Origin of the sequence: Citrobacter sp. Cpo091 (assembly GCF_030332645.1) — a bacterium.
Taxonomy (GTDB): Bacteria; Pseudomonadota; Gammaproteobacteria; order Enterobacterales; family Enterobacteriaceae; genus Citrobacter; species Citrobacter portucalensis.
The window spans coordinates 64,812-89,800 of sequence record NZ_JAOWHL010000037.1 but is presented as its reverse complement, the minus strand read 5'-3'; the positions used below and the strand labels follow the sequence as shown (position 1 = coordinate 89,800).

Sequence of the window (24,989 nt, the reverse complement as noted above, 5' to 3'; positions counted from 1 at the left end):
CGGCTTCGCCTTATCCGGCCTACAAAACCGTGTGCTTCGTAGGCCGCGCCGCCATCAGGCAATCGCTCGATGTTTAACGCTTATACAGCGGGCCGTAGTTCTGACAAGCGCGGTAATCCTGACCTTCCGTATCCATACCGTGGGCGGCCCAGGAGGAAGGACGATAAATTTTCTCGTCTTCCACGTTGTGCATGCACACCGGGATACGCAGCATGGCAGCCAGAGTGATAAAGTCCGCACCTACGTGACCAATCGTCAGCACCCCGTGGTTAGCGCCCCAGTTAGCCATGACGGAATAGACGTCGCTGAACGGGCCCTTGCCGGTTAAGCGCGGAGCAAACCAGGTGGTTGGCCATGTGGAGTTGGTACGCGCATCAAGCTGGTCGTGCATATCTTTCGGCAACTCCACGCTCCAGCCTTCCGCGATTTGTAGCACCGGCCCCAACCCTTTGATGATGTTGATACGGCTCATGGTGAACGGCACACCGCCTTCAGTCAGGAAGCGAGATGAGTAACCGCCCCCGCGGAAGTATTCGTGAATAGCCGGGCACCATTCGGTTGCCGCCAGGCATTCATCCGCCTCTTTCTGCGAGATTTCCCAGTGTGGTTTCATGGTCGGTTTACCTTCGCTGTCGCGCTGTTTGCAGGAACCGTCCAGTGCCGCAGAACCGGAGTTAATCAAGTGAATAATGCCGTGCTCAGCAAGACCGGTCAGCGGTTTACCCGTGACGCGTTCAACCGCCTCTGGCGACCAGTAGGTACGCACATCGGCAAAGACCTGGGCCGTGCCGGTGAGTTGATGGCCGAACAGCATCGCCACGCCGTTCAGGCTGTCGTTTTCGGTTGCGACAACGAACGGTTCACGAACGCCATTCCAGTCAAAGGAGCTGTTGAGCAACGCTTCGGCGGTATCGCCATTTGGGTATTGATCGGTCCAGTGACGCTGGCCCTGGAAGCCTGCGGCGATCGCGTTATAGCCCAGGGATTCTTCGACCAGACCTTTGTCTGCCAGCTTTTTGTTACCCTGCATCATGTCGCGAATGCACATGGCCATCAGCAGGCTTTCTTTCAGCACTGCGCGGCTTTGTTCTGCGTTACGCTTATATTGCTGCGCGTTCTGATCTTCGCCGTAGCGGAAGTTTTTGTCCGCCCACGCCAGCGCCATTTCCAGCTCGGTTTCATCATAGATTTTCTGGTCAATGCGACGACGCAGCTCGGTCATATCAACCGCCTGCACCTTCATACCCAGCCAGGATTCAAAGAAGTTATGGTCGACGATAGAACCGGCGATGCCCATTGATACACCACCGACAGACAGGTAGCTTTTCCCTTTCATACTGGCGACCGCTAAGCCGGCACGGGCAAAGCGCAGCAGTTTTTCTTCAACATCGGCAGGGATAGATGTGTCGTCTGCATCCTGTACGTCATGACCATAGATGGAGAAGGCAGGAAGGCCTTTTTGGCTGTGAGCTGCCAGTGCGGCGGCCAGGTAAACCGCCCCCGGACGTTCCGTGCCGTTGAAGCCCCAGATCGCTTTCGGGCGCATCGGATCCATGTCGATGGTTTCACTGCCGTAGCACCAACATGGGGTAACGGTAATCGTCACGCCAACATTCTGGCTGCTGAATTTTTCTTCACAGGCTGCGGATTCCGCCATGCCGGCGATACAGGTATCGGCAATCACACATTCAATTTGTGCGCCGCAGGCATGACGAAGTTTTTCAGTGATAAGCGCTGCGGTAGCTTTAGCCATATTCATGGTTTGCTCTTCGAGCGACTCACGTACACCCATACGACGTCCGTCAATAACCGGGCGAATACCAATTTTTGGTAAGCTGATTTTTTTCATCACAGATTCCTCACGTTATTCGGATAAATATTCAGTTGGCTGCCGTTTGTGAACGGAAGCGGGCAAAAATAAAGATGATGGCGAAGCAAAGCGCCGGGACCAGTTCAGCGGTCGGGATATTGCCAGCGGCATCGCTGACAAAGCCCATCACCGGGGTCACAATGCCGCCGCCAATGATGGTCATGACGATAAAAGACGAGCCGTATTTGGTGTCTTGTCCCAGATTTTTGATCCCCAGAGAAAAAATGGTTGGGTACTGAATCGACATAAATGCGCTGCACAACGTCAGGGCCAGCAGGCCGATCTGGCCACCGGTGAAGGCGGAAATCAGGCACAGAATCATGGCAAGCAGGGCATATGCGGCCAGCACTTTATGCGGCGCAAAGCGACTGATAAGCCAGGTGCCGGAGAAACGACCGATAAAGAAGCACACCATGGTGCCGGTCAGGTAGTTGGCGGCGAAACCTGGCGTCATGCCTGGGATCTCTTCGATTGCGTAGCGAATCAGGTAGCTCCAGCAGGCAGTTTGTGCACCGACGTAGCAGAACTGCGCCAGTACCGCCCAACGCCAGTGACGAATGCGCACCAGGCGGGAAAGGGACGCGGAGAATGAACTCTGAGCGTTGTCACTGTGATCGTCACTTTGCAGGGTCGGAAACTTGGTAAACATGATCAGCAGGGCGACCAGCAAAACGACCGCGACGATGATCATATAAGGGGTTTGAACCGATAACACCAGGCTGTGCTTGTAGGCGCTTAGCTGTTCTGGCGCCATCTTATCGAGTACGTCTTGAGATTGATGTGGCACATTAGACAAAATAAGACTTTGCCCAAAAACAACCGCAATAATGGCACCAAATGAGTTAAAAGTTTGCGCGAGATTTAATCGGAAATGACCGCCGCTTTCCGGGCCCAGTACGGTTACAAAGGGGTTGGCAGCCGTTTCCAGACAACCTAAGCCCGCCGCAATAATAAATAGGCCAATCAGGAATAAGGTGTAATTCATTACCTCAGCCGCTGGCCAGAATAATGCTGCACCGATGGCATATAAAAATAATCCGGTAATAATGCCTGCTTTATAACTAAGTTTTTTCATCAGGATCCCGGCTGGGATTGGAATGACGAAATAACCAAAATAAAAAGCAGATTGAATCAGACCAGCCTGAAAGTTTGTTAATGTAAAAGCTTGCTGAAATTGTGGTAATAAAATGTCATTAAGATTATTGGCAACCGCCCAAAGAAAAAACAGTGAACAGAGTAACGCGAAGGGAATGACATAATTTTTTGTCTGCCCCCGCTCTACCGCATGAAAACTTTGTGTTTGTATTGATGTGTTTCCCATAGCATCCTCATCAGTTCATAAGCATGTTCAACAGCTTAAGAGTACGGTTGGTGATTTTTACCAACCTGCTAATCCAGGTGAGTTCCGGTAACCTGCCAGATAAAATTGGCCTTCATGAATGAACTCATGAATTCATTTTCAAATAAAAACCGGCCATTAATATGATGGTGGTCACATTTATGCTCAGGGTGTGGGTTTATGTGATTATCATCACTTTAATTTCTTTAAAACAATGACCGTTTGAGAAAAATAAATTAAAAAGCCACAGGGATAATGCCCGAATTAATTAGTTAAGTGGAAAACGGGCAATGGTAACAATTTATTCGCAAATGACCGTTTTACAATGGTTTTATTAAGAACGGACATTTTGGAATTGTAATATTATGCCTGCATGTTTTTATTCAGCGTTATTAGTTGATGAACATCACAAAATCCAGTGCTAAAAATTCCCTTCTCTTTATTCAGCATGATGATAGTTAGCAAATACCCGCTTAAATCAACAGAGCGTCGAGGTATTAGCAATGTTCTGTTGTCGCATTTTGACTCACTGAGAGAGGTAAGTAATGGAACGAAATACGCTGGCACGGCAGATTATCAATACCTGCCTGGAAATGACCCGTCTGGGGTTGAATCAGGGGACTGCGGGTAATGTAAGTGTGCGTTACCAGGACGGGATGTTAATTACCCCGACGGGTATTCCGTATGACAAACTCACCGAATCCCACATTGTGTACATCAACGCTGAGGGGCAGCACGAAGAAGGGAAATTACCTTCCAGCGAGTGGCGGTTCCATATGGCCGCTTATCAGACGCGTCCCGATGCTCAGGCGGTGGTCCATAATCATGCCGTGCATTGTACTGCTGTTTCTATTCTCAATCGGCCAATCCCGGCAATCCATTACATGATTGCGGCGGCTGGCGGTAACTCAATTCCCTGTGCGCCATATGCGACGTTTGGTACGCGTGAGCTTTCCGAGCACGTTGCGGTAGCGCTGAAAAACCGAAAAGCAACGCTGTTGCAGCATCATGGGCTGATCGCCTGCGAGGAAAATCTGGAAAAAGCCCTGTGGTTAGCGCATGAAGTGGAAGTGCTGGCGCAGCTTTATCTCAGCACGCTGGCGATTACCGATCCGGTTCCGGTACTGGACGATGAGGCTATCGCTATTGTGCTGGAAAAATTCAAAACATATGGATTGCGTATTGAGGAATAGGAGATAAAACGATGGCGAACAGAATGATTCTGAACGAAACGGCATGGTTTGGCCGGGGAGCTGTTGGCGCATTAACCGATGAAGTTATTCGTCGTGGTTATCGCAAAGCATTGATTGTGACTGATAAAAATCTGGTGCAGTGCGGCATTGTTGAGAAGGTGACTTCCCGAATGGATGCTGCAGGTCTGGCATGGGAAATCTATTCAGGCGTTATTCCTAATCCAACCATTGCGGTAGTGCAGGAAGGATTGAGTGTCTTTCAGCAAAGCGGCGCAGACTATCTGGTCGCCATTGGCGGTGGCTCCCCGCAGGATACCTGTAAAGCGATTGGTATTATTAACAATAACCCGGAGTTTGCGGATGTACGCAGCCTTGAAGGGTTATCGCCGACACGCTTCCCGAGCGTGCCAGTTATGGCTATACCAACCACTGCGGGAACGGCGGCGGAAGTGACCATTAACTACGTGATCACTGACGAAGAGAATCGGCGTAAGTTTGTTTGTGTCGATCCACATGACATCCCGCAGGTGGCGTTCATTGATGCTGACATGATGGACGGCATGCCTGCCGCATTAAAAGCGGCTACTGGCGTAGATGCACTGACTCATGCCATTGAAGGCTACATCACGCGGGCTGCGTGGGCGCTTACCGATGCGCTGCACATTAAAGCCATCGAAATTATTGCCGGGTCATTACGCGGTTCCGTTGTGGGCGACAGCCAGGCGGGGGAAGCGATGGCTCTGGGCCAGTACGTTGCCGGGATGGGTTTCTCCAACGTAGGTCTGGGATTAGTGCATGGCATGGCACACCCGTTAGGCGCGTTCTACAACACGCCGCACGGCGTCGCGAATGCCATTTTGCTGCCGCACGTGATGCACTATAACGCCGAATTCACCGGGGAAAAATTCCGCGATATCGCCCGGGTAATGGGGGTTAAGGTTGAAGGACTGACGCTGGCAGAGGCACGCAAAGCGGCGGTGGATGCCGTCTTCGCCCTTAATCGCGATGTAGGTATCCCACTGCATCTACGCGATGTTGGCGTCCGTAAAGAGGATATTCCTGCGCTGGCGCAAGCCGCATTTGACGATGTTTGTACCGGGGGAAATCCGCGTGAAGCGAGCCTTGGGGATATCGTTGAGCTGTACCATACCGCCTGGTAATCACCTGGCGTTTATCTGGCCTACAGGGTTGTACAATAAGTAGGCCGGATAAGCGCAGCGCCATCCGGAAATAAGGCTACCGCGCCAGCCGTAGTTGCCGTAGGTTTCCGTCGATATGTAAGTCTGTTTGCAGCCGCGCGATATCGCGGCACAAAAACGCCATCTCCCGATGTTCTTCGAGTTTCTTGCGCCATTTCTCCGGTACATCATCCAGGTGTTCATACAGCGCTTCCAGCGTTGGAAACTGTGCCAGCAGTTGTGTGGCACTTTTAGGACCAATACCGGCAACCCCCGGTATTTTAGAACTGCTGATCCCGGCCAGTCCCCAGTAATCAGGCAACTGTTGCGGCAGTACGCCGAACTCTTTCTCGATAAACGGCGCATCCAGCCAGCGTTTCTGGAAATAATCGCGAATCCGCAGCGTTGGGGAGAGTAGCTGACAGTAGCCTTTATCGGTTGAGACGATAGTCGCCTGGTGTCCCGCCTGGCTAACTTTCACCGCCAGAGTGGCGGCTAAATCATCGGCTTCATTCCCGCTGGATACCCAGCAGCAGACGCCGCGCTGTTCAAAAGCGGCGCGTAAGGCGGGCATTTCCTGGTGTAAATCGTCAGGCATCGGCGGGCGACCGGCTTTGTAGTCAGGTAACCGTTGGTGACGCCAGCCGCTGTTACGCGCTTCGTCATCAAATACCGCCACGGCGTGCGTGGGCTGACTGTGCATAATCAGCTGATCGAGCGCGTGCTGGCATGTCTCCACGCAGGGAGAGCCCTGTACGGCGTGAATACGGCGGATGAGATTCAGTGCATCAACAATGAGCAGGTGGACGGCCACGGTGTTCTCCCTAACAAATTAGTCTGTAGGGTAACATTCACGACGAGTGGAGACGAGCATTGCGAAAGAGCGCTATCCGTAAGCCTGATAAGCGAAGCGCCATCAGGCAATAAAAGCCGGATGCGGCGAGCGCCTTATCCGGCCTACAGATACAAAAATGTGCTGAGAATTAATCGCAGGTGACAATCTTCATCGCCAGACCACCACGAGAGGTTTCGCGGTATTTGGCGTTCATGTCTTTACCGGTTTCGTACATGGTCTCGATAACTTTATCGAGGCACACGCGTGGTTCACTGGTACGGCGCAGCGCCATACGTGCAGCGTTCACCGCTTTAACCGAAGCAATGGCATTACGCTCAATGCACGGTACCTGAACCTGGCCGGCAACCGGGTCGCAGGTCAGACCCAGGTTGTGTTCCATACCGATTTCTGCCGCGATGCATACCTGCATTGGGCTACCGCCCAGCAGTTCAGCCAGACCAGCCGCTGCCATGGAGCAGGCGACGCCAACTTCACCCTGACAGCCGACTTCGGCACCAGAGATAGAGGCGTTCATCTTGTACAGTGAACCAATGGCGCTCGCGACCAGCATGTAGCGTGCCAGCGAGTTAGCGTTCACTTCACGGATAAACTTGTCGTAATACGCCAGTACGGCAGGAACAATCCCGCATGCACCGTTGGTTGGTGCAGTCACCACGCGTCCACCGGCTGCGTTTTCTTCGTTCACGGCCAGCGCGAACATGTTGATCCAGTCAACAACCGCCATCGGGTCGGTGGTGGTTTTGTCGCTGCTGACCAGCATGCGACGCAGCGCAGCAGCACGACGCGGAACGCGCAGTTTGCCCGGCAATACACCTTCGGTAGTGATGCCGCGTTCAATCCCGCTACGCATCACTTCCCAGACGTTAGCAAAGTGCTGTTCCAGCTCTTCTTTGCTGTGCAGCGCCAGTTCGTTTTGCATCATCAGACCGGAAAGCGACAGGCCGGTTTCCTGGCAATGACGTTGCAAATCAGCTGCGGATTTATACGGATATGGCACGTTTACCGGAGAGTTGTTCGGTAAACCAAAATGTTCTTCATCAACGATGAACCCACCGCCAATGGAATAGTAAGTCTGGCTGTAAATAGCCTTTTCGCCCGCCAGTGCGGTAATGCGCATCCCGTTTTCGTGCAGGGACAGATTGTCCGCATGGAAATTCATGCACTTGTCGACCGGGAACTCGACCTCATGTTGACCGTCTGCCAGCAGCAAACGCCCATGAGTATTCACATCCTGGATAAAGGACGGAATGGCATCAATGTCTACGGTATCCGGCAGATTACCCGCCAGGCCCATAATTATCGCGATGTCGGTATGGTGACCTTTCCCCGTCAGAGATAAAGAGCCATAGACATCAACCACTACGCGGGTTACGTCAGTGAGAATTCCGCGTGCAATCAGGTCATCCGTGAATTGTTTGCCTGCTTTCATCGGGCCAACAGTGTGGGAGCTGGAAGGGCCAATGCCGATTTTGAAAATATCGAATACGCTAATCATGAGGCGTCCATTGTGTATCGAGGTGCGCCGCCCCGAGGAGCGGCGCAGGGGAATTAACTGAACAGAGAGTAGAAAATAGCGGAGATAGCGATCAGGCCCATAATCACAACGAAGACGTTGCTGATATGGCCGCTGTACTTACGCATTGCCGGTACTTTCTGAATGGCATACATCGGCATCAGGAACAGAATCATCGCGATGATTGGGCCACCCAGGGTCTCAATCATGCCGAGGATGCTTGGGTTCAGCGTAGCCACAATCCAGGTGGTTACCAGCATGAACAGCGCAGTGATTTTGTTCAGTTTGTTGATTTCGATGGATTTGCCTTTGCCACGCAGAGACTTAATCACCATACCATTGAAGCCTTCACGTGCGCCCAGGTAGTGGCCCAGGAAGGATTTGGTGATAGCGATAATCGCGATGATCGGTGCCATCCAGGCAATAATCGGCGCGTTAAAGTGGTTCGCCAGGTAAGACAGAATCGAGATGTTCTGCTCTTTCGCTGCTGCCAGGTCTGCCGGAGTCAGGCTGAACACGCAGCTGAAGACGAAGAACATAACGGTCAGTACCATCATGATGTGAGCGAATGCCAGAATCTTGGAGCATTTTTTCTCTGCTTCATCACCGTACTCTTCACGCTTCGCCACGGCGAAGGAGGAGATGATCGGGGAGTGGTTGAAGGAGAACACCATTACCGGAATTGCCAGCCACAGGGTCAACAGCAGGCCGTTGCCGGTGGTTGCCGCAGAGTCAAAAGACATGGTTTCCAGAATCGCACCGCTCCACTGAGGGATCAGGTACAGCGCCAGCAGCATCAGAGCCGCAACGAACGGGAATACCAGGATGCTCATCGCCTTAACGATCATCTGCTCACCGAAGCGCACGATGGTCATCATGCCGACAATCAGGATCAGTGACAGGATTGCGCGCGGCGGCGGCGTAATCGCCAGCTGGTGGGTCAGGAAGCTTTCAACCGTGTTGGTGATTGCTACGCTGTAAACCAACAGAATCGGGTAGATAGCGAAGAAGTAGAGCAGGGTAATCAGTTTACCTGCACCAACACCAAAGTGTTCTTCTACAACTTCGGTGATGTCTTCACCCGGATTTTTACCGGACAGCACAAAGCGAGTCAGACCGCGGTGTGCAAAGAAGGTCATTGGGAAGGCAAGGATCGCCATGATGATCAGCGGGATCATACCGCCTACGCCTGCGTTAATCGGCAGGAACAATACACCCGCCCCAATCGCCGTGCCGTAAAGGCCCAGCATCCACATGGTGTCTGTTTTGCGCCATGCGCTGCGGGTCTGGCCCGTAACGATAGTGCTGGTTTGAGTGTTTTCCATCTATTTCTCCTGGAGGAAGCTTAAAAAGTCGGGTTTGGGGTCAATCCAATGAGAAAGTACCCGACTGTAAATCGAAATTCGTTGAGCGATTTTTATATAATTTTTCGCCGTAATAATTTTCGGGCGGAAAGATACATTTTAGTAATGAATGTATCAGTGATCGGGATCCCAAATGCAATAATCCACCTTTTATGTGGATAAATTTGGGCCATTAATCTGTTAAAAAATAGTCAAAGCGAATTTACGGGCGCGAAGGCTAACATTAACGACATATCTCATGAAAGCGAAGGCGCGAAGATAGGCGTGTTCAGCTGTAAAAACTGTTGTTTTTAGATGATTTCGGCGACTAATAATAATTTTCTAAGATAAATCACGGTTGGTTTTTCAAGGTAATCGTTTGCGTGACGCGCTGTTTTTTATGAATCATCACTGGTATTTATATGATTGTCGGAGCTATGTGACTGGTATCACTAAAAAAAGCCGGGAGGCAAGTGCGCCAAACCCGGCTTTGATATGGACAAAACTGTCACCGCTATAGCGCTGCTAGCGGGTGTTGAAGGTTAGGCGCAGATCTCGTAACAAGGGATATACGCAGTGCCCGGTAACTTCATACGATGTTGTGCAACAAAGCCCTGCAGGAGATCGTCCATGCGGCGCATCATTTCGCGGTCACCGTGGATTTTGTACGGGCCAAACTCTTCAATAGCGCGGATCCCGACTTCCTTCACGTTACCTGCCACAATACCGGAGAATGCACGCCGTAAATCGGCGGCCAATACTTCAACGGGTTGATCCGGGTACAGCTTCAGGTTGGCCATGTTTTCATGGGACGGCTCGAACGGCATCTGCAGATCGGGCGCGATACGAATCGACCAGTTAAAGCTGTATGCATCTCCTGTGTCGCGACGGTTTTCTTTCACCAGCGGCATCGCTTTTTTCATCAAACGCGCAACTTCCGCCGCATCGTCAATGATAATGCGATAGTGGCGACGCGCATCTTCCCCTAGCGTGTGCACGATAAATTCGTCCAGCACGCGGAAGTAATCCGCACTCTCTTTTGGTCCGGTCAGGATCAGCGGTAGAACCTGATCTTTGTTGGCCGGATTCATCAGGATCCCCAGCAGATACAGCAGCTCTTCTGCTGTCCCTACGCCACCCGGGAAGATGATAATACCGTGAGCGATACGCACGAACGCTTCCAGACGTTTTTCAATGTCCGGCATGATGATCAGTTCGTTTACCAGCGGGTTAGGCGGTTCAGCGGCGATGATTGACGGTTCGGTCATGCCAATAAAGCGGCTGTCTTTGTATCGCTGCTGGGCGTGGCCGACCGCAGCGCCTTTCATTGGCGCTTCCATCGCCCCCGGACCGCAGCCAGTACAGATGTTCAGTTCGCGCAGACCCAGCTGAGTGCCGACGCGACGGGCATACAGGTACTCATTTTCGTTGATTGAGTGACCGCCCCAGCAGACGACCATGTTCGGCGCTTCACCGACGTGCAGCGCCCGGGCATTACGCAGGATCGAGAATACGAGGTTGGTAATATGCACCGAGCTTTCGAGATCCAGATGCTGAAAACGACCGGCGTTATGGATCTGTCCATTGACGAACAGAATGTCGCGCAGTACGGCAAACAGGTTAGCCTGTAGCGCACGAATAATGCGTCCATCAACAAACGCATCTTCAGGTGGGTTGATCAGTTCCAGCTTCACGCCCCGTTCGCGGCGCAGTACGTTAATATCGAAACTTTCAAAGCGGGACAGCAGTTCTTTACTGTTGTCGGTCAAACTGCCGGAGTTCAGAACGGCAAGCGAACAGTTACGAAACAGTTGATACAGGTCGCTGCTGGCCGTGCGTTTAAGCATATCGACTTCCAGCTGCGACAACATGTCCATTGAGCCAAGCGGGCTAATATGTGTAATCAAGTAAACTCCTTATGGGACGCAACACGTCATTCCCTATTGATTACAATAGCCCTGGCTTATGACCTTTCACAACCTTGCGCGCGGAATCCGGCACGCAAAATTGAGAAAAAAGATTACTGACGTACCAGACGACCGGTTGCCGGAGTGAAATCGGTGTTGGTGCGCCATGGGTTAATGTCCAGGCCGCCACGTCGCGTGTAGCGTGCATAGACGCTCAGTTTCTCTGGCTGGCAGAAGCGCAGAATGTCATTGAAAATACGTTCCACGCACTGCTCATGAAATTCATTATGGTGGCGGAAGGAGACCAGATAACGCAGCAGCTTCTCTCTGTCGATTTTCCGTCCACGATACTGAATTTGTATGGAGCCCCAGTCGGGCTGGTGGGTGATCAGACAGTTGGATTTCAGCAGGTGGCTGACCAGCGTCTCTTCGACTGCCTTTTCACCGCTCACGGCATTTTCCAGATACGCAGTGCTGAACTGATAGTTGTCGATGACGATATCCTGATTGTCGATACAGGTCCCATTAAAGTGGGCTATCGGCTGCCCTTCCAGTTCGTCAAGGCGGTACAGCGCCACGCTGACATCGCCCTGAGCGCAGGCGCGCAGATCGTTTTCCAGCGTCTGGCGTACCGCGTCCCAGGAATCAAAACGCGTCTGGTTAAAACTGTTCAGGTACAGCTTAAAGCTTTTCGATTCAATCAGATTTACACTGGTGTAATCCAGCTCCACATGACCGACCGCAACCTGCGGTAAGCCGTTGGCATTCAGCCACGACAGTTCATATAGCGTCCAGATATCCGCACCGTGAAAAGGCAAGTTATCGGCCTTTAAATCCAGCGGGTCGCGATTCAGGCTGCGCGGAACGCCCTGCAACAGACTTGCATCGTAATTGTCTCGGTAATCCGTTGATTTACCGAGTGTCAGGCCGTTAAGCGCCTGATGATTTTCATAAGAGGACATGTTTCACCGTCATAAACCAGATACACTATGCGACAAGTGTATCCTGGCTTTTGTGAAGAGAGAAATCAGTGGACGAATTGACAGCGCAGGCGTTGATAGCCTTTACGACGCGTTATTGCGACGCATGGCATGAAAAAAACAACAGTTGGCCGCTCAGCGAAGAGCTGTATGGCGTACCTTCTCCGTGTATCATTTCTTCCACAGACGATGCGGTATTTTGGCAGCCTCAACCTTTTGTCGGCGAAAATAACCTCAATGCGGTTGAACGGGCCTTTGATATTGTGGTACAACCTGCCGTTCACGCTTTTTACACCACCCAGTTTGCTGGTGATATGCACGCGCAGTTTGCGGATGAAAAGCTCACGCTGCTGCAAACCTGGAGTGAAGATGACTTCAGGCGCGTTCAGGAAAACCTGATTGGTCATCTGGTTACGCAAAAGCGCCTCAAGCTATCACCTACGCTTTTTATTGCCACACAAGATAATGAGCTTGACGTCATTTCGGTGTGCAATCTGTCCGGTGAAGTGTGCAAAGAAACGCTGGGAACCCGTAAACGAACGGTGCTGGCGGCCTCACTTGCGGAATTCCTCACTCAACTTAAGCCAGTTCTGTAATCCAGTTTGCCCTGAACCTTGTGAGAGATCTCTTACAAACCCTGTAGGACATTGCCAGGTGATAAGTAAAGACTTAATGAATTGATAAAATAATAATTTATTATTATTCAATTGGTTAGTGTTTTATTGTCAACTTTCATACGAAAATAATCGTAAGGGTAAGCCTGTAAGCATCTTGTAAGACAAAGCGAAACAGGCGATTCTATATCTGTCGACAAGGAGTCGCACAACGAAGAGAACATCAGGATGATGGCTCTTCGCCAGGACACACCAGGACGGTGTTGCAAGGACAGGCTTCAGGACGAAGCAAAGAGGAAGACGCTGGATGCGTTAAAGGACACCTCCAGGATGGAGAATGAGAGCCGGTCAGGATGTTCGGCGGGTCTGGATGGCCAGGATACTTCAGGATGAAGTTTTCACATCGGGGTGATGTGAGCAGGATGCAAAAGTTCAGGATGAACACGGTCGCAAGACCACAGGAAAAGTTGTCACGGATGAGCAGGGAGCACTAAAAGTAGCTGGAATGCTGCGAAACGAACCGGGAGCACTGTTTTTACAGTGCTCCCTTTTTTTATTTCCCCTCCACTAGTGCTATTCTTCGCGCCAGATTTTTTCATCATTGAGGTTAATTTCATGACGACTCATGACCGTGTGCGCCAGCAGTTACACGCACTTGAAGCGCTACTGCGTGAACATCATCACTGGCGGATGGATGAGCCAGCAGAGCATCTGTTTACCAGTACGCAGCCTTTTTGTATGGATACCATGGAGCCGGTCGAGTGGCTGCAATGGGTGCTGATTCCCCGCATGCATACGCTACTCGATAACGCGCAGCCGCTTCCGCAGGCTTTTGCTGTTGCACCGTATTACGAAATGGCGCTGGCAGCCGATCATCCGCAACGCGACATTCTCCTGGCGGCATTGCAGGAGCTGGATGCGCTGTTTACAAGTGATAACGCCTGATGCTGGAAATTCTTTATCAGGACGAATGGCTGGTCGCCGTCAATAAACCTTCAGGCTGGTTGGTTCACCGCAGTTGGCTCGACCGGGATGAGAAAGTGGTGGTGATGCAAACGGTGCGTGACCAAATTGGTCAGCACGTATTTACCGCCCATCGTCTCGACAGACCAACCTCCGGCGTACTGCTGATGGGACTGTCCAGCGAAGCCGGACGTTTGCTGTCCCAGCAGTTTGAACATCATCAAATTCAGAAACGCTATCATGCGATTGTGCGTGGCTGGCTGATGGATGATGCCGTGCTGGATTACCCGCTGGTCGAAGAGCTGGATAAGATTGCCGATAAGTTTGCCCGCGATGATAAAGGCCCGCAGCCTGCTGTCACTCATTATCGTGGCCTGGCAACGGTAGAAATGCCGGTAGCGACCGGGCGTTATCCGACTACTCGTTACGGGCTGGTGGAGCTGGACCCTAAAACCGGTCGCAAGCACCAGCTCAGACGCCATCTGGCGCACTTGCGCCATCCGATTATCGGCGACAGCAAGCACGGTGATTTGCGGCAAAATCGCAGCGCCGCAGAGCATTTTGGTTGTCAGCGATTAATGCTGCATGCCAGCCAGCTTGCGCTGACCCATCCTTTCACCGGCGAACCGCTGGTTATTCGCGCCGGGCTGGATGACTTCTGGATGCAGGCGTTATCACAATTTGGCTGGCGTGGACTTCTCCCTGAGAATGAAAGGGTTGAGTTCAACGGGCTGTCAGGTCAGGATGAGCAGATAGATTCTTAAGTCCCAGGAGATTACGGTTATGGCGGAAATTGGAATTTTTGTCGGCACGATGTACGGAAACGCGCTGCTGGTTGCCGAAGAGGCCGAAGCTATTTTGACGGCGCAGGGTCATAAAGCTACGGTGTTCGAAGATCCGGAGCTTAGCGACTGGCAGGCATATCAGGATAAATATGTACTGGTGGTGACTTCCACGACCGGGCAGGGCGATCTGCCGGATAGCATCGTGCCGCTGTTTCAGGGGATCAAAGATAATCTCGGTTTCCAGCCAAATCTGCATTACGGGGTAATTGGGCTGGGCGACAGTAGCTACGTTAATTTCTGCAATGGCGGCAAACAGTTCGATGCCTTGTTGCAGGAACAAAGCGCCCACCGTGTAGGAGAAATGCTGCTGATTGATGCCAGCGAGCATCCTGAACCGGAAAGCGAATCCAATCCCTGGGTAGAAAACTGGGGAACCTTGCTTAAATAACTCCCTCGCTCGTACGGGCATGCAACCCCCATTTGAACCGCAAGCCGGGCCAGGCGAAGCCGCCACCCGGCAATAAAACCCCAATTACGTGAACTAACTTCCACTACTTTGGGCTTATGCCCCAAACAACTTCTCACTGCCTCCCTAATGTTGTGTTCATGCACGGTGAGGGTCAGTGGCACTCCTTCATATACTTTTCCCGTCAGTTCCCGGAATGGCAGCGAGTCAGAATAAAACGGCCCTGAGCTGTACCAACACTGCCACACACTAACCTCTCATTCTGATCACCCTACAGGTGCTGTACAGAATGAACTGGCGAAAGCCAGGATTCAGGAGTGCAACAATGAGTTCATTAAGTCAGGCGGCGAGCAGCGCGGAAAAACGCACTAACGCTCGCTACTGGATAGTGGTGATGCTGTTTATCGTCACATCCTTCAACTACGGCGATCGCGCCACCTTATCCATTGCCGGTTCGGAGATGGCCAAAGACATTGGTCTGGATGCGGTAGGGATGGGGTATGTATTCTCCGCTTTCTCATGGGCCTATGTTATCGGCCAGATCCCCGGCGGCTGGTTGCTCGACCGCTTTGGTTCAAAACGCGTTTATTTCTGGTCCATCTTTATTTGGTCCATGTTTACCCTGCTGCAGGGTTTTGTCGATATCTTCAGTGGTTTCGGCATTATCGTTGCGCTGTTTACCCTGCGTTTCCTCGTCGGTTTAGCTGAAGCGCCCTCCTTCCCCGGCAACAGTCGTATTGTGGCGGCGTGGTTCCCGGCACAGGAAAGGGGCACAGCGGTCGCTATCTTTAACTCTGCGCAATACTTTGCCACCGTTATCTTCGCGCCAATCATGGGTTGGCTGACCCACGAAGTGGGCTGGTCGCATGTGTTCTTTTTTATGGGCGGTCTTGGGATTGTTATCAGCTTCGTCTGGCTGAAGGTGATTCATGAACCTAACCAGCATCCAGGCGTAAACCAAAAAGAGCTGGAGTACATTGCCGAAGGTGGGGCGCTGATCAACATGGATCAGGCGGCAGCCAAAACAAAAGTGCCGTTTAGCGTGAAGTGGGGGCAAATCAAACAGCTGCTGGGTTCACGGATGATGATCGGGATTTACATCGGCCAATACTGCATTAACGCGCTGACCTACTTCTTTATCACCTGGTTCCCGGTTTATCTGGTACAGGCTCGCGGTATGTCGATTTTGAAAGCTGGCTTTGTTGCTTCGGTTCCGGCCATTTGCGGATTCGCCGGCGGCGTGCTCGGCGGCATTATTTCCGACTGGTTGATGCGCCGTACCGGTTCGCTGAATATCGCCCGTAAAACGCCAATCGTACTCGGTATGCTGCTGTCGATGGTGATGGTGTTCTGTAACTACGTCAATGTGGAGTGGATGATCATCGGCTTTATGGCGCTGGCCTTCTTCGGCAAAGGTATCGGTGCGCTGGGATGGGCAGTGATGGCTGATACCGCACCTAAAGAGATCAGCGGTCTGAGCGGCGGTTTGTTCAACATGTTTGGCAACATTTCCGGCATCGTCACGCCAATTGCTATCGGCTACATCGTCGGGACTACCGGCTCGTTTAACGGCGCGTTGATTTACGTCGGGGTACATGCGCTGATTGCGGTGGTGAGCTATCTGGTGCTGGTGGGCGATATTAAACGTATCGAACTGAAACCTGTCGCAGGACAATGATGATGACAACACAATCGAGTCCCGTTATTACCGATATGAAGGTCATCCCGGTGGCCGGTCATGACAGCATGCTGCTCAATATTGGCGGCGCGCATAACGCATACTTTACTCGTAATATTGTGGTGCTCACCGATAATGCCGGAAACACCGGTGTCGGTGAAGCGCCAGGTGGCGAAGTGATTTATCAGACGCTGGTGGATGCGATTCCGCAGGTGTTGGGCCAGGAAGTGGCGCGCCTGAATAAGGTGGTACAGCAGGTGCATAAAGGCAATCAGGCCGCTGATTTTGACACCTTTGGCAAAGGCGCCTGGACCTTTGAACTACGGGTCAATGCGGTAGCGGCGCTGGAAGCCGCATTGCTCGACCTGCTGGGTAAGGCGCTGAACGTGCCGGTTTGTGAACTGTTAGGGCCGGGCAAGCAGCGCGATGCGGTCACCGTACTCGGCTATCTGTTCTACGTGGGCGATCGCACAAAGACCGATTTACCGTATCTGGAAAGTACGCCGGGAAACCATGAGTGGTATCACCTGCGTCATCAGCAAGCGATGAACAGTGAGGCAGTGGTACGTCTGGCTCAGGCTTCGCAGGATCGCTACGGCTTTAAAGATTTCAAACTCAAAGGTGGTGTACTGCCTGGCGAGCAGGAAATCGACACCGCTCGTGCGCTGAAAAAATGCTTCCCGGATGCGCGTATTACGGTTGATCCCAACGGTGCCTGGCTGCTGGATGAAGCCATCTCCCTGTGTAAAGGGCTGAACGATGTTCTGACCTACGCCGAAGATCCATGCGGCGCTGAACAGGGTTTTTCTGGCCGTGAAGTGATGGCCGAGTTCCGCCGTGCAACTGGTCTGCCGGTAGCAACGAACATGATAGCTACCAACTGGCGTGAAATGGGCCATGCGGTGATGCTGAATTCAGTAGATATTCCGCTGGCCGATCCGCACTTCTGGACCCTTTCTGGCGCGGTACGCGTGGCACAGTTATGCGACGACTGGGGCCTGACCTGGGGCTGCCATTCTAACAATCATTTTGATATTTCCCTGGCGATGTTCACCCACGTTGGTGCGGCTGCACCGGGTAATCCAACGGCTATTGATACCCACTGGATCTGGCAGGAGGGCGATTGCCGCCTGACCAAAAATCCGCTGGAGATTAAAAACGGAAAAATTGCGGTACCCGATGCGCCCGGTCTGGGCGTGGAACTGGACTGGGCTCAGGTACAGAAAGCGCATGAAGCCTATAAGGCGCTGCCCGGCGGCGCGCGTAATGACGCAGGCCCAATGCAGTATCTGATCCCCGGATGGACTTTTGACCGTAAACGTCCCGTTTTCGGCCGCCACTAATTTTGAATAAGGACTTAATTATGAGCGCACAATTTTCTACCCCATTGGTTACCTCTATGCAGGTTATTCCGGTTGCGGGTCATGACAGCATGTTGATGAACCTGAGCGGCGCACATGCTCCGTTCTTCACGCGCAATATTGTGATTATTAAAGATAACTCCGGTCATACCGGCGTGGGTGAAATTCCCGGCGGCGAAAAAATCCGCAAAACGCTGGAAGATGCGATCCCGTTGGTGGTAGGTAAAACGTTAGGTGAATACAAAAATGTGCTGAATGCAGTACGCAATACTTTTGCCGATCGTGATGCGGGCGGTCGCGGTTTGCAGACCTTCGATTTACGTACCACTATTCATGTGGTTACAGGGATCGAAGCGGCCATGTTGGATCTGTTAGGTCAGCATTTGGGCGTAAACGTCGCCTCTTTGCTGGGGGATGGCCAGCAGCGTAGTGAAGTTGAAATGTTGGGTTACCTGTTCTTCGTGGGTAACCGTAAGGCAACGCCGCTGCCGTACCAGAGTCAGCCGGATGAGAAATGCGACTGGTATCGTCTGCGTCATGAAGAAGCGATGACCCCGGATGCGGTAGTGCGCCTGGCGGAAGCGGCGTATGAGAAATATGGCTTTAACGACTTTAAACTGAAAGGCGGCGTATTGGCCGGAGAAGAAGAAGCGGAATCCATTGTTGCGCTGGCGAAACGTTTCCCGCAGGCGCGCGTGACGCTGGATCCAAACGGCGCGTGGTCGCTGAATGAAGCGATCAAAATTGGTAAGTACCTGAAAGGCTCTCTGGCTTACGCGGAAGATCCGTGTGGTGCGGAGCAGGGCTTCTCCGGGCGTGAAGTGATGGCGGAGTTCCGCCGCGCCACCGGTCTGCCGACCGCCACCAACATGATCGCCACCGACTGGCGTCAGATGGGGCATACACTGTCGTTGCAGTCTGTGGATATCCCACTGGCGGACCCGCACTTCTGGACTATGCAGGGTTCTGTCCGTGTGGCGCAGATGTGCCATGAGTTCGGGCTGACCTGGGGATCGCACTCTAACAACCACTTTGATATTTCGCTGGCGATGTTTACGCATGTTGCGGCGGCGGCTCCAGGAAAAATTACCGCTATCGACACCCACTGGATCTGGCAGGAAGGCAACCAGCGTTTGACCAAAGAGCCGTTTGAAATCAAAGGCGGCATGGTGCAGGTTCCGGCAAAACCGGGTCTGGGCGTGGAGCTGGATATGGATCAGGTCATGAAAGCGCATGAACTGTACCAGCAACATGGACTGGGTGCGCGTGATGATGCGATGGGTATGCAGTATCTTATCCCGAACTGGACGTTTGATAATAAGCGTCCGTGCATGGTTCGCTAAGTGATCCAGGACCGCTCCTATAGAGTGAGCGGTTTTGCTCCTGGTGTATGCTTAACATAATCAACATGCGTAAGGATGCTTTATGAAAATAGTAATCGCACCCGATTCCTATAAGGAAAGTTTGAGTGCGCTTGAGGTGGCAACGGCTATAGAGCTGGGGTTTCGTGAGATCTGGCCCGATGCGGATTACGTGAAGATTCCGGTTGCAGATGGCGGTGAAGGAACGGTCGAAGCGATGGTTGCCGCAACGCAAGGTCACCTTGTGCATGTTGATGTTACCGGCCCTTTGGGCAACACAATTCAGGCATTTTATGGTTTATCTGGTGATGAGCGCTCGGCGTTTATCGAAATGGCGGCCGCCAGCGGACTGGAACAGGTTCCTGTGGGGTTACGCGATCCGCTGAAAACGACATCCTGGGGAACCGGGGAGTTAATCCGTCATGCGCTGGACGCTGGCGTTGAGCATATCATCATTGGGATTGGCGGTAGCGCCACCAATGATGGCGGTGCCGGGATGGTGCAAGCGCTGGGAGCAAAACTGCTGGATGCGCAAAATAACGAAATTGCGCAAGGCGGAATCGGTCTGGAATCTCTGTCCCGGATTGATATTTCTCAGTTAGACAGCCGTCTTGCCGGGTGCCGTATAGAAGTTGCTTGCGATGTGACCAACCCGTTGACTGGAAAAGAGGGCGCATCTGCGGTTTTTGGTCCGCAAAAAGGGGCGACGCCGGAGATGATTACCCGCCTGGATCGGGCGCTCACGCACTATGCGCAACTCATTGCCCGCGATCTGGACGTCAACGTGCTGGATCTGGCCGGTGGTGGTGCGGCGGGTGGTATGGGGGCGGCACTGTATGCGTTTTGCGGCGCACAGTTACGCTGCGGTATTGAGATAGTGACCGATGCGTTACACCTTGATGCCTGCGTTGCGGATGCGGATTTAGTGGTCACAGGTGAAGGGCGCATTGATAGTCAGACTATTCACGGTAAGGTTCCGGTTGGCGTGGCGAAGGTCGCAAAGCGTTACAACAAGCCGGTTATCGGTATCGCAGGTAGCCTGACGGCCGATGTGGGGGTCGTACACGAGCATGGGCTGGATGCGGTTTTCAGCGTCATCTACTCCATTTGTACCCTGGATGAGGCGCTGAAGAACGCGAGCGACAACGTACGAATGACGGCGCGAAACGTAGCCGCAACGCTTAAAGCAGGGCAGCAATTACGCTGAATTGTTAGCCGCATTCGTCGATGTGCCCGATGCGCGACGCTTATCGGGCCTACGGCAAACAGCGAAACCTGTAGGCCGGATAAGGCGTTTACTGCCCGATGCGCGACGCTTATCGGGCCTACGGTAAACAGCGAAACCTGTAGACCGGATAAGGCGTTTACTGCCCGATGCACGACGTTTATCGGGTCTACAGTAAACAGCGAAACCTGTAGACCGGATAAGGCGTTTACGCCGCATCCGGCGAATATCACCCCAATATCCGTTTCGCTTCGCGCGCAACGTTGTCCATTTCATCCAGAAGCTCTAAAAATTCAGGTTCCAGCTCTTCTTCTTTGGTTCCACTGCGTAGCTGTTGTTCAATGAGCTGACACAGGTTTTTCATGCGGGGGACACCACTATAACCGCAACTGCCGTGCAGCTTGTGAATCATATCCACCAGCCCTTCGGGGTTCTCTCCGACCAGTTGCTCTTCGATTTTGTTACGCACCTCAGGCAGAAAATCGATCAGCATTTGCAGCATATCCCGCGCCAAATCGTTCTTACCCGCGGCTTGCCTTAATGCCAGTTGCCAGTCGAGCGTCGTGTTCGGATTGACGACCGGCTCAAGAGGTTCTGCGGTGAGTGCCCGCAGCGATGTGCTTGCGCCCGGTTTGTAACGTAACAGCAGATTATGCAGCTTATCTTCCTCGATAGGCTTCGCCAGGTAATCGTTCATCCCGGCGCTGAGCAGCTTCTCTTTCTGCCCGGCCATGGCGTGTGCGGTGACCGCAATGACCGGTGTCTGCTGTTGATGAGGAAGCTGGTGGATCAGTTCGCAGGCACGAATACCGTCCATGTCTGGCATCTGAATATCCATCAGGATCAGGTCAAACGGCATTTGTCTGGCGCGATCCACCGCCTGATGCCCGCTGTCGCAAAGCACGACGTGTTGGACCTTATCTTCCAGCAATGCGCCAATCAGCTTGAGGTTCGCCGGGTTGTCGTCTACCGCCATAACAGTCATCGCAATTTTGCTTTCATCTATCAGCAGCGGATCCGCGCTGTGGTTCAGCTGACAATACTCTGTCAGCGCGGGCAGTAAGCGGGTTGAGGTGAGAGGTTTCAACAGACACGCCGCCGCGCCGCCCTGTTTCAATTTCTCAGCGTTAATTTGTGCATGACAAGGCAAGGCTAGCAACAGGAAGTCGGACATCGCTGCTGCGCTTGCCAGCCGCTCATGCTGCATGGTGAGTGGTTCGCGCAAAGTGACCGGAATGCCCAGCAACAGAATGTCGTAGTGCTCCGCTGGCAACCCGGAGAACGAAGGGCTGTAAATCACCTCCAGCGGTGTTTCACTTAAGATATCTAACGTGCATTGCGCGGCGGTGGCGTTAGGTTCGACGTAGGCCAGTCGTTTACCGGCAAGGCATCGAGTTGTCGAACGATCAATAAGCACGTTAGGGTTGAGATCGAGGCTGATATGGAACCAGAACGTGGAACCCCGATTAGGTTGGCTGTGGAAGGAGATATCCCCACCCATTTCGTTGACCAGTTTTTGCGTAATGACCAGACCTAGCCCGGTTCCGCCATGACGCCGGGAAATACTGGCATCCGCCTGACGGAAAGCCTGGAACAGACGGGATTGATCGCGCTCAGGAATACCGATCCCGGTATCGCGGATTTGTACTTCAATTTGCACTTTCGTGTTACTAAGGGCTCGCTTCTCGACCAGAATGTCGATGTTACCGCCTTCGGTAAATTTGATGGCATTGCCGACCAGATTGGTGATCACCTGCTGTAAACGCAGCGGGTCACCGATGACGTTGTCCGGTACGTCATTCTTAATATTCAGCGTCAGCTCAAGCCCTTTATCATGGGATGAATGCGCTAACAGCGTAACGACGTCATCCAGCGTGCTGCGCAGCGGGAACGGAATGCTTTCCAGAATCAGCTTGCCCGCCTCAAGTTTGGAGAAGTCGAGTACATCATTGATGATGGCCAGCAGATTGTTAGCCGAGCGTTCAATGGTATTCAGGTGATCGCGCTGTGTGGTGTTGAGCTCGGTTTTTAGCGTCAGACGGGTGAAGCCAATCACGCCATTCAGCGGTGTTCGCAGCTCGTGGGACATGTTTGCCAGAAACTCAGACTTAATACGTGCCGCTTCCTGGGCGCGTTTCTTCGCCAGATCCAGCTCGACGTTCTGGATTTCCATCTGCTCCAGCGTTTCGCGCAGGTCAGAGGTGGCCTGATCGATGTTGTGCTGCATCTCTTCATGGTAAGCAGCGAGAGACATCGCCATCGAGTTGATACCATTTTTGAGCATATCCAGCTCGCCCAGCATGAAACCTTCCACGCGGCTGTCGAGCTGTCCTCTACGTATTCGGTCAACGGTATTCACCATATTGCGAATCGGGCCGGTCACGTCGCGCATTAGACGCCAGCCGAAAATTAACGCAATACCAATACAAAACAGCATCATTACGCTGGAGATAAAGATCTCTTTGTACTGCTGCAATCGTACGGACTTAAGGTCCAGCTCAAGCGCCACATACCCCAGCATATTTTTGGTGTTTTTGGCGTCGCTTACGGCGGATTCATCCGGTGAATAGCTTTCCGATATAATAGGGGTTCGCAGGATCATGATATCCCCGTGCCGGGTGACGCTCAGCTTCCGGGGAAACGGTGAACCTGTCGCCAACTGCATTTCAGACGGATCGAGATGAAAATTTGAGGTGACGAACAGTCGGTTATTTTCGTCATAAACAGAAATTGCCCGCACGATATCGGAATGGCGACGATGCAGCACGCTGATAAGCTGGCCGATGGATTCCCTGTTTTGCAGGTTCATGCCATATTCGCTGGAGACCGCGAGTGGTTCAATGATGCTGGCACCAGCATCTTCCAGTTGACGCTGCAAGTCGTTATAGCGATGCACAACAAAAAAGATACTGAGCAACAAACCTATCAGGACGGTCGGGGCCAGGATCAGAATCATCATGCGTGCGCGCAGGCTGTAGTTGGTCATGGAGTTCCGTTATGGGACAATTAGGGTCACACTGTTAAATAGAGAAATATCTCGTCGATGGCGCAATTCTACTCTGCAAAACGACGCGTGACGACGCGTCAGATCATAACCGTTACCGTCAATGACCTCGATCCTTTTGGTCAGGGCGTCGCTCGCCATAACGGAAAGGCGTTGTTTATACCGGAATTGCTACCCCAGGAAAGCGCCGAGGTGGTGATTACCGAAGATAAAAAACAGTTTGCCCGCGCGCAAGTAAAACGACGTTTAAACGACAGCCCACAGCGTGAAGTGCCACGTTGCCCGCATTTTGGCGTGTGCGGCGGTTGCCAGCAGCAGCATGCCAGCATCTCATTGCAGCAGCGTAGCAAAAGCGCAGCGTTGTCGCGTTTAATGAAATGTGAGGTGTCGGATGTTATAGCTGATGCCCCGTGGGGCTATCGTCGTCGCGCACGTTTGAGTCTGAACTATCGGCCAAAAGAACAAAAATTGCAGATGGGGTTTCGCAAATCCGGTTCCAGCGACATTATCGATGTCAAACAATGCCCTATTTTGGTGCCCCAGCTTGAGGCGTTATTGCCCCATCTCAGAGCGTGTCTGGAAAGTCTGCAAGGGTTACGCCATCTTGGCCATGTCGAACTGGTGCAGGCGGGAAGCGGAACCCTGATGATTTTGCGCCACACGGCGCCATTGAGTGCTGCGGATAAAGAAAAACTGGAATGCTTTTCGCATTCTCAGGAGCTGTCTTTGTTTCTGGCCCCGCAAAGCGAGATACTGGAATCAATATCAGAAGAATCGCCCTGGTATGATTCAAATGGACTACGGTTAACCTTCAGCCCGCGCGATTTTATTCAGGTCAATGAAGGGGTAAACCAACAAATGGTCGCCCGTGCGCTGGAATGGCTCGATGTGCAACCTGAAGATCGTGTACTCGATCTGTTCTGTGGCATGGGAAATTTTACCCTACCGCTGGCAACTCGGGCAGCAAGCGTGGTTGGCGTAGAAGGTGTTCCTGCGTTGGTGGAAAAAGGCCGAGAAAACGCGCTGAATAACGGATTACACAATGTGACATTCTTTCATGAAAACCTTGAGGAAGATGTTACCCGACAGCCGTGGGCGAAAAACGGATTCGACAAAGTATTGCTTGATCCTGCGCGTGCGGGGGCTGCAGGTGTGATGCAACATATTATAAAATTAGAACCTATACGCGTTGTTTATGTATCCTGTAACCCAGCAACGCTGGCTCGTGACAGCGATGCTTTGCTCAACGCTGGATACGCCATACGGCGACTGGCGATGCTCGATATGTTTCCGCACACTGGACACCTGGAATCAATGGTCCTGTTTGAGCGTTTGTAATGAATTTTGTACCCA

General features: G+C 52.4%; 19 protein-coding genes. 11 read left to right on the top strand and 8 right to left on the bottom strand.

What is annotated here, in order from left to right:
- Positions 1-73 precede the first annotated feature (73 nt).
- Positions 74-1,849 carry an L-fucose isomerase gene (fucI, locus tag OGY04_RS15620; protein ID WP_003825648.1) on the bottom strand — a complete coding sequence of 592 codons (1,776 nt, stop codon included), beginning with the start codon at positions 1,847-1,849 and terminating at the stop codon, positions 74-76.
- Positions 1,850-1,880: 31 nt separating this feature from the next.
- Positions 1,881-3,191: an L-fucose:H+ symporter permease gene (gene fucP, locus OGY04_RS15615; protein WP_008785696.1), complete on the bottom strand. Its 1,311-nt coding sequence runs from the start codon at positions 3,189-3,191 to the stop codon at positions 1,881-1,883.
- Positions 3,192-3,754: 563 nt separating this feature from the next.
- On the opposite strand from fucP, the gene fucA reads away from it, so the two are divergent.
- Positions 3,755-4,402 carry an L-fuculose-phosphate aldolase gene (gene fucA / locus OGY04_RS15610; protein ID WP_003825656.1) on the top strand — a complete coding sequence of 216 codons (648 nt, stop codon included), beginning with the start codon at positions 3,755-3,757 and terminating at the stop codon, positions 4,400-4,402.
- A gap of 11 nt (positions 4,403-4,413) precedes the next feature.
- Positions 4,414-5,562, top strand: coding sequence for a lactaldehyde reductase (gene fucO / locus OGY04_RS15605; RefSeq protein WP_060683307.1), 1,149 nt, complete (start codon positions 4,414-4,416; stop codon positions 5,560-5,562).
- A gap of 76 nt (positions 5,563-5,638) precedes the next feature.
- Here the strand turns inward: fucO and xni are convergent, their stop codons facing one another.
- From xni to queF, 5 genes are all read right to left on the bottom strand, one after another.
- Positions 5,639-6,394 (bottom strand): flap endonuclease Xni, encoded by a 756-nt coding sequence (gene xni, locus OGY04_RS15600; RefSeq protein WP_219987664.1) that lies wholly within the window; start codon positions 6,392-6,394, stop codon positions 5,639-5,641.
- A 169-nt stretch (positions 6,395-6,563) separates the two neighbouring features.
- The gene (locus tag OGY04_RS15595; RefSeq protein ID WP_003034070.1) at positions 6,564-7,931 is read right to left on the bottom strand and encodes an L-serine ammonia-lyase; all 1,368 of its coding nucleotides are present in this window, start codon (positions 7,929-7,931) and stop codon (positions 6,564-6,566) included.
- A gap of 53 nt (positions 7,932-7,984) precedes the next feature.
- Complete coding sequence (locus OGY04_RS15590) at positions 7,985-9,274, bottom strand: HAAAP family serine/threonine permease (RefSeq protein WP_003034073.1); 1,290 nt, start codon at positions 9,272-9,274, stop codon at positions 7,985-7,987.
- 560 nt (positions 9,275-9,834) lie between these two features.
- Positions 9,835-11,199: a nucleotide 5'-monophosphate nucleosidase PpnN gene (gene ppnN / locus OGY04_RS15585; RefSeq protein ID WP_003034076.1), complete on the bottom strand. Its 1,365-nt coding sequence runs from the start codon at positions 11,197-11,199 to the stop codon at positions 9,835-9,837.
- A 113-nt stretch (positions 11,200-11,312) separates the two neighbouring features.
- Positions 11,313-12,161 carry an NADPH-dependent 7-cyano-7-deazaguanine reductase QueF gene (gene queF, locus OGY04_RS15580; protein WP_003825665.1) on the bottom strand — a complete coding sequence of 283 codons (849 nt, stop codon included), beginning with the start codon at positions 12,159-12,161 and terminating at the stop codon, positions 11,313-11,315.
- 68 nt (positions 12,162-12,229) lie between these two features.
- Here queF and syd point away from each other — a divergent pair, with 68 nt between their 5' ends.
- The 8 genes from syd (at position 12,230) to OGY04_RS15540 (ending at position 20,614) form a co-directional block, all read left to right on the top strand.
- Positions 12,230-12,775 carry a SecY-interacting protein gene (syd, locus tag OGY04_RS15575; protein ID WP_032944836.1) on the top strand — a complete coding sequence of 182 codons (546 nt, stop codon included), beginning with the start codon at positions 12,230-12,232 and terminating at the stop codon, positions 12,773-12,775.
- A gap of 633 nt (positions 12,776-13,408) precedes the next feature.
- Positions 13,409-13,738, top strand: a complete 330-nt coding sequence (locus tag OGY04_RS15570; protein ID WP_115454806.1) for a YqcC family protein — start codon at positions 13,409-13,411, stop codon at positions 13,736-13,738.
- Positions 13,738-14,520, top strand: a complete 783-nt coding sequence (truC, locus tag OGY04_RS15565; protein ID WP_286585588.1) for a tRNA pseudouridine(65) synthase TruC — start codon at positions 13,738-13,740, stop codon at positions 14,518-14,520. The genes OGY04_RS15570 and truC overlap by 1 nt, the downstream gene beginning before the upstream one ends.
- A 19-nt stretch (positions 14,521-14,539) precedes the next feature.
- A complete protein-coding gene (locus tag OGY04_RS15560) occupies positions 14,540-14,989 on the top strand; it encodes a flavodoxin (RefSeq protein ID WP_003825676.1) in 450 nt (149 codons plus the stop codon).
- A 343-nt stretch (positions 14,990-15,332) separates the two neighbouring features.
- The gene (gene gudP / locus OGY04_RS15555) at positions 15,333-16,685 is read left to right on the top strand and encodes a galactarate/glucarate/glycerate transporter GudP (protein ID WP_048215647.1); all 1,353 of its coding nucleotides are present in this window, start codon (positions 15,333-15,335) and stop codon (positions 16,683-16,685) included.
- A 2-nt stretch (positions 16,686-16,687) separates the two neighbouring features.
- A complete protein-coding gene (locus OGY04_RS15550; RefSeq protein ID WP_234103216.1) occupies positions 16,688-18,028 on the top strand; it encodes an enolase C-terminal domain-like protein in 1,341 nt (446 codons plus the stop codon).
- Positions 18,029-18,048: 20 nt separating this feature from the next.
- The gene (gudD, locus tag OGY04_RS15545) at positions 18,049-19,389 is read left to right on the top strand and encodes a glucarate dehydratase (RefSeq protein ID WP_003034111.1); all 1,341 of its coding nucleotides are present in this window, start codon (positions 18,049-18,051) and stop codon (positions 19,387-19,389) included.
- A gap of 82 nt (positions 19,390-19,471) precedes the next feature.
- Positions 19,472-20,614, top strand: a complete 1,143-nt coding sequence (locus tag OGY04_RS15540) for a glycerate kinase (RefSeq protein ID WP_008785686.1) — start codon at positions 19,472-19,474, stop codon at positions 20,612-20,614.
- Between the two features lie 247 nt (positions 20,615-20,861).
- Here the strand turns inward: OGY04_RS15540 and barA are convergent, their stop codons facing one another.
- Positions 20,862-23,618 (bottom strand): two-component sensor histidine kinase BarA, encoded by a 2,757-nt coding sequence (gene barA / locus OGY04_RS15535; protein WP_153686788.1) that lies wholly within the window; start codon positions 23,616-23,618, stop codon positions 20,862-20,864.
- Between the two features lie 57 nt (positions 23,619-23,675).
- On the opposite strand from barA, the gene rlmD reads away from it, so the two are divergent.
- Positions 23,676-24,974, top strand: coding sequence for a 23S rRNA (uracil(1939)-C(5))-methyltransferase RlmD (gene rlmD / locus OGY04_RS15530; protein ID WP_286585585.1), 1,299 nt, complete (start codon positions 23,676-23,678; stop codon positions 24,972-24,974).
- Positions 24,975-24,989 lie beyond the last annotated feature (15 nt).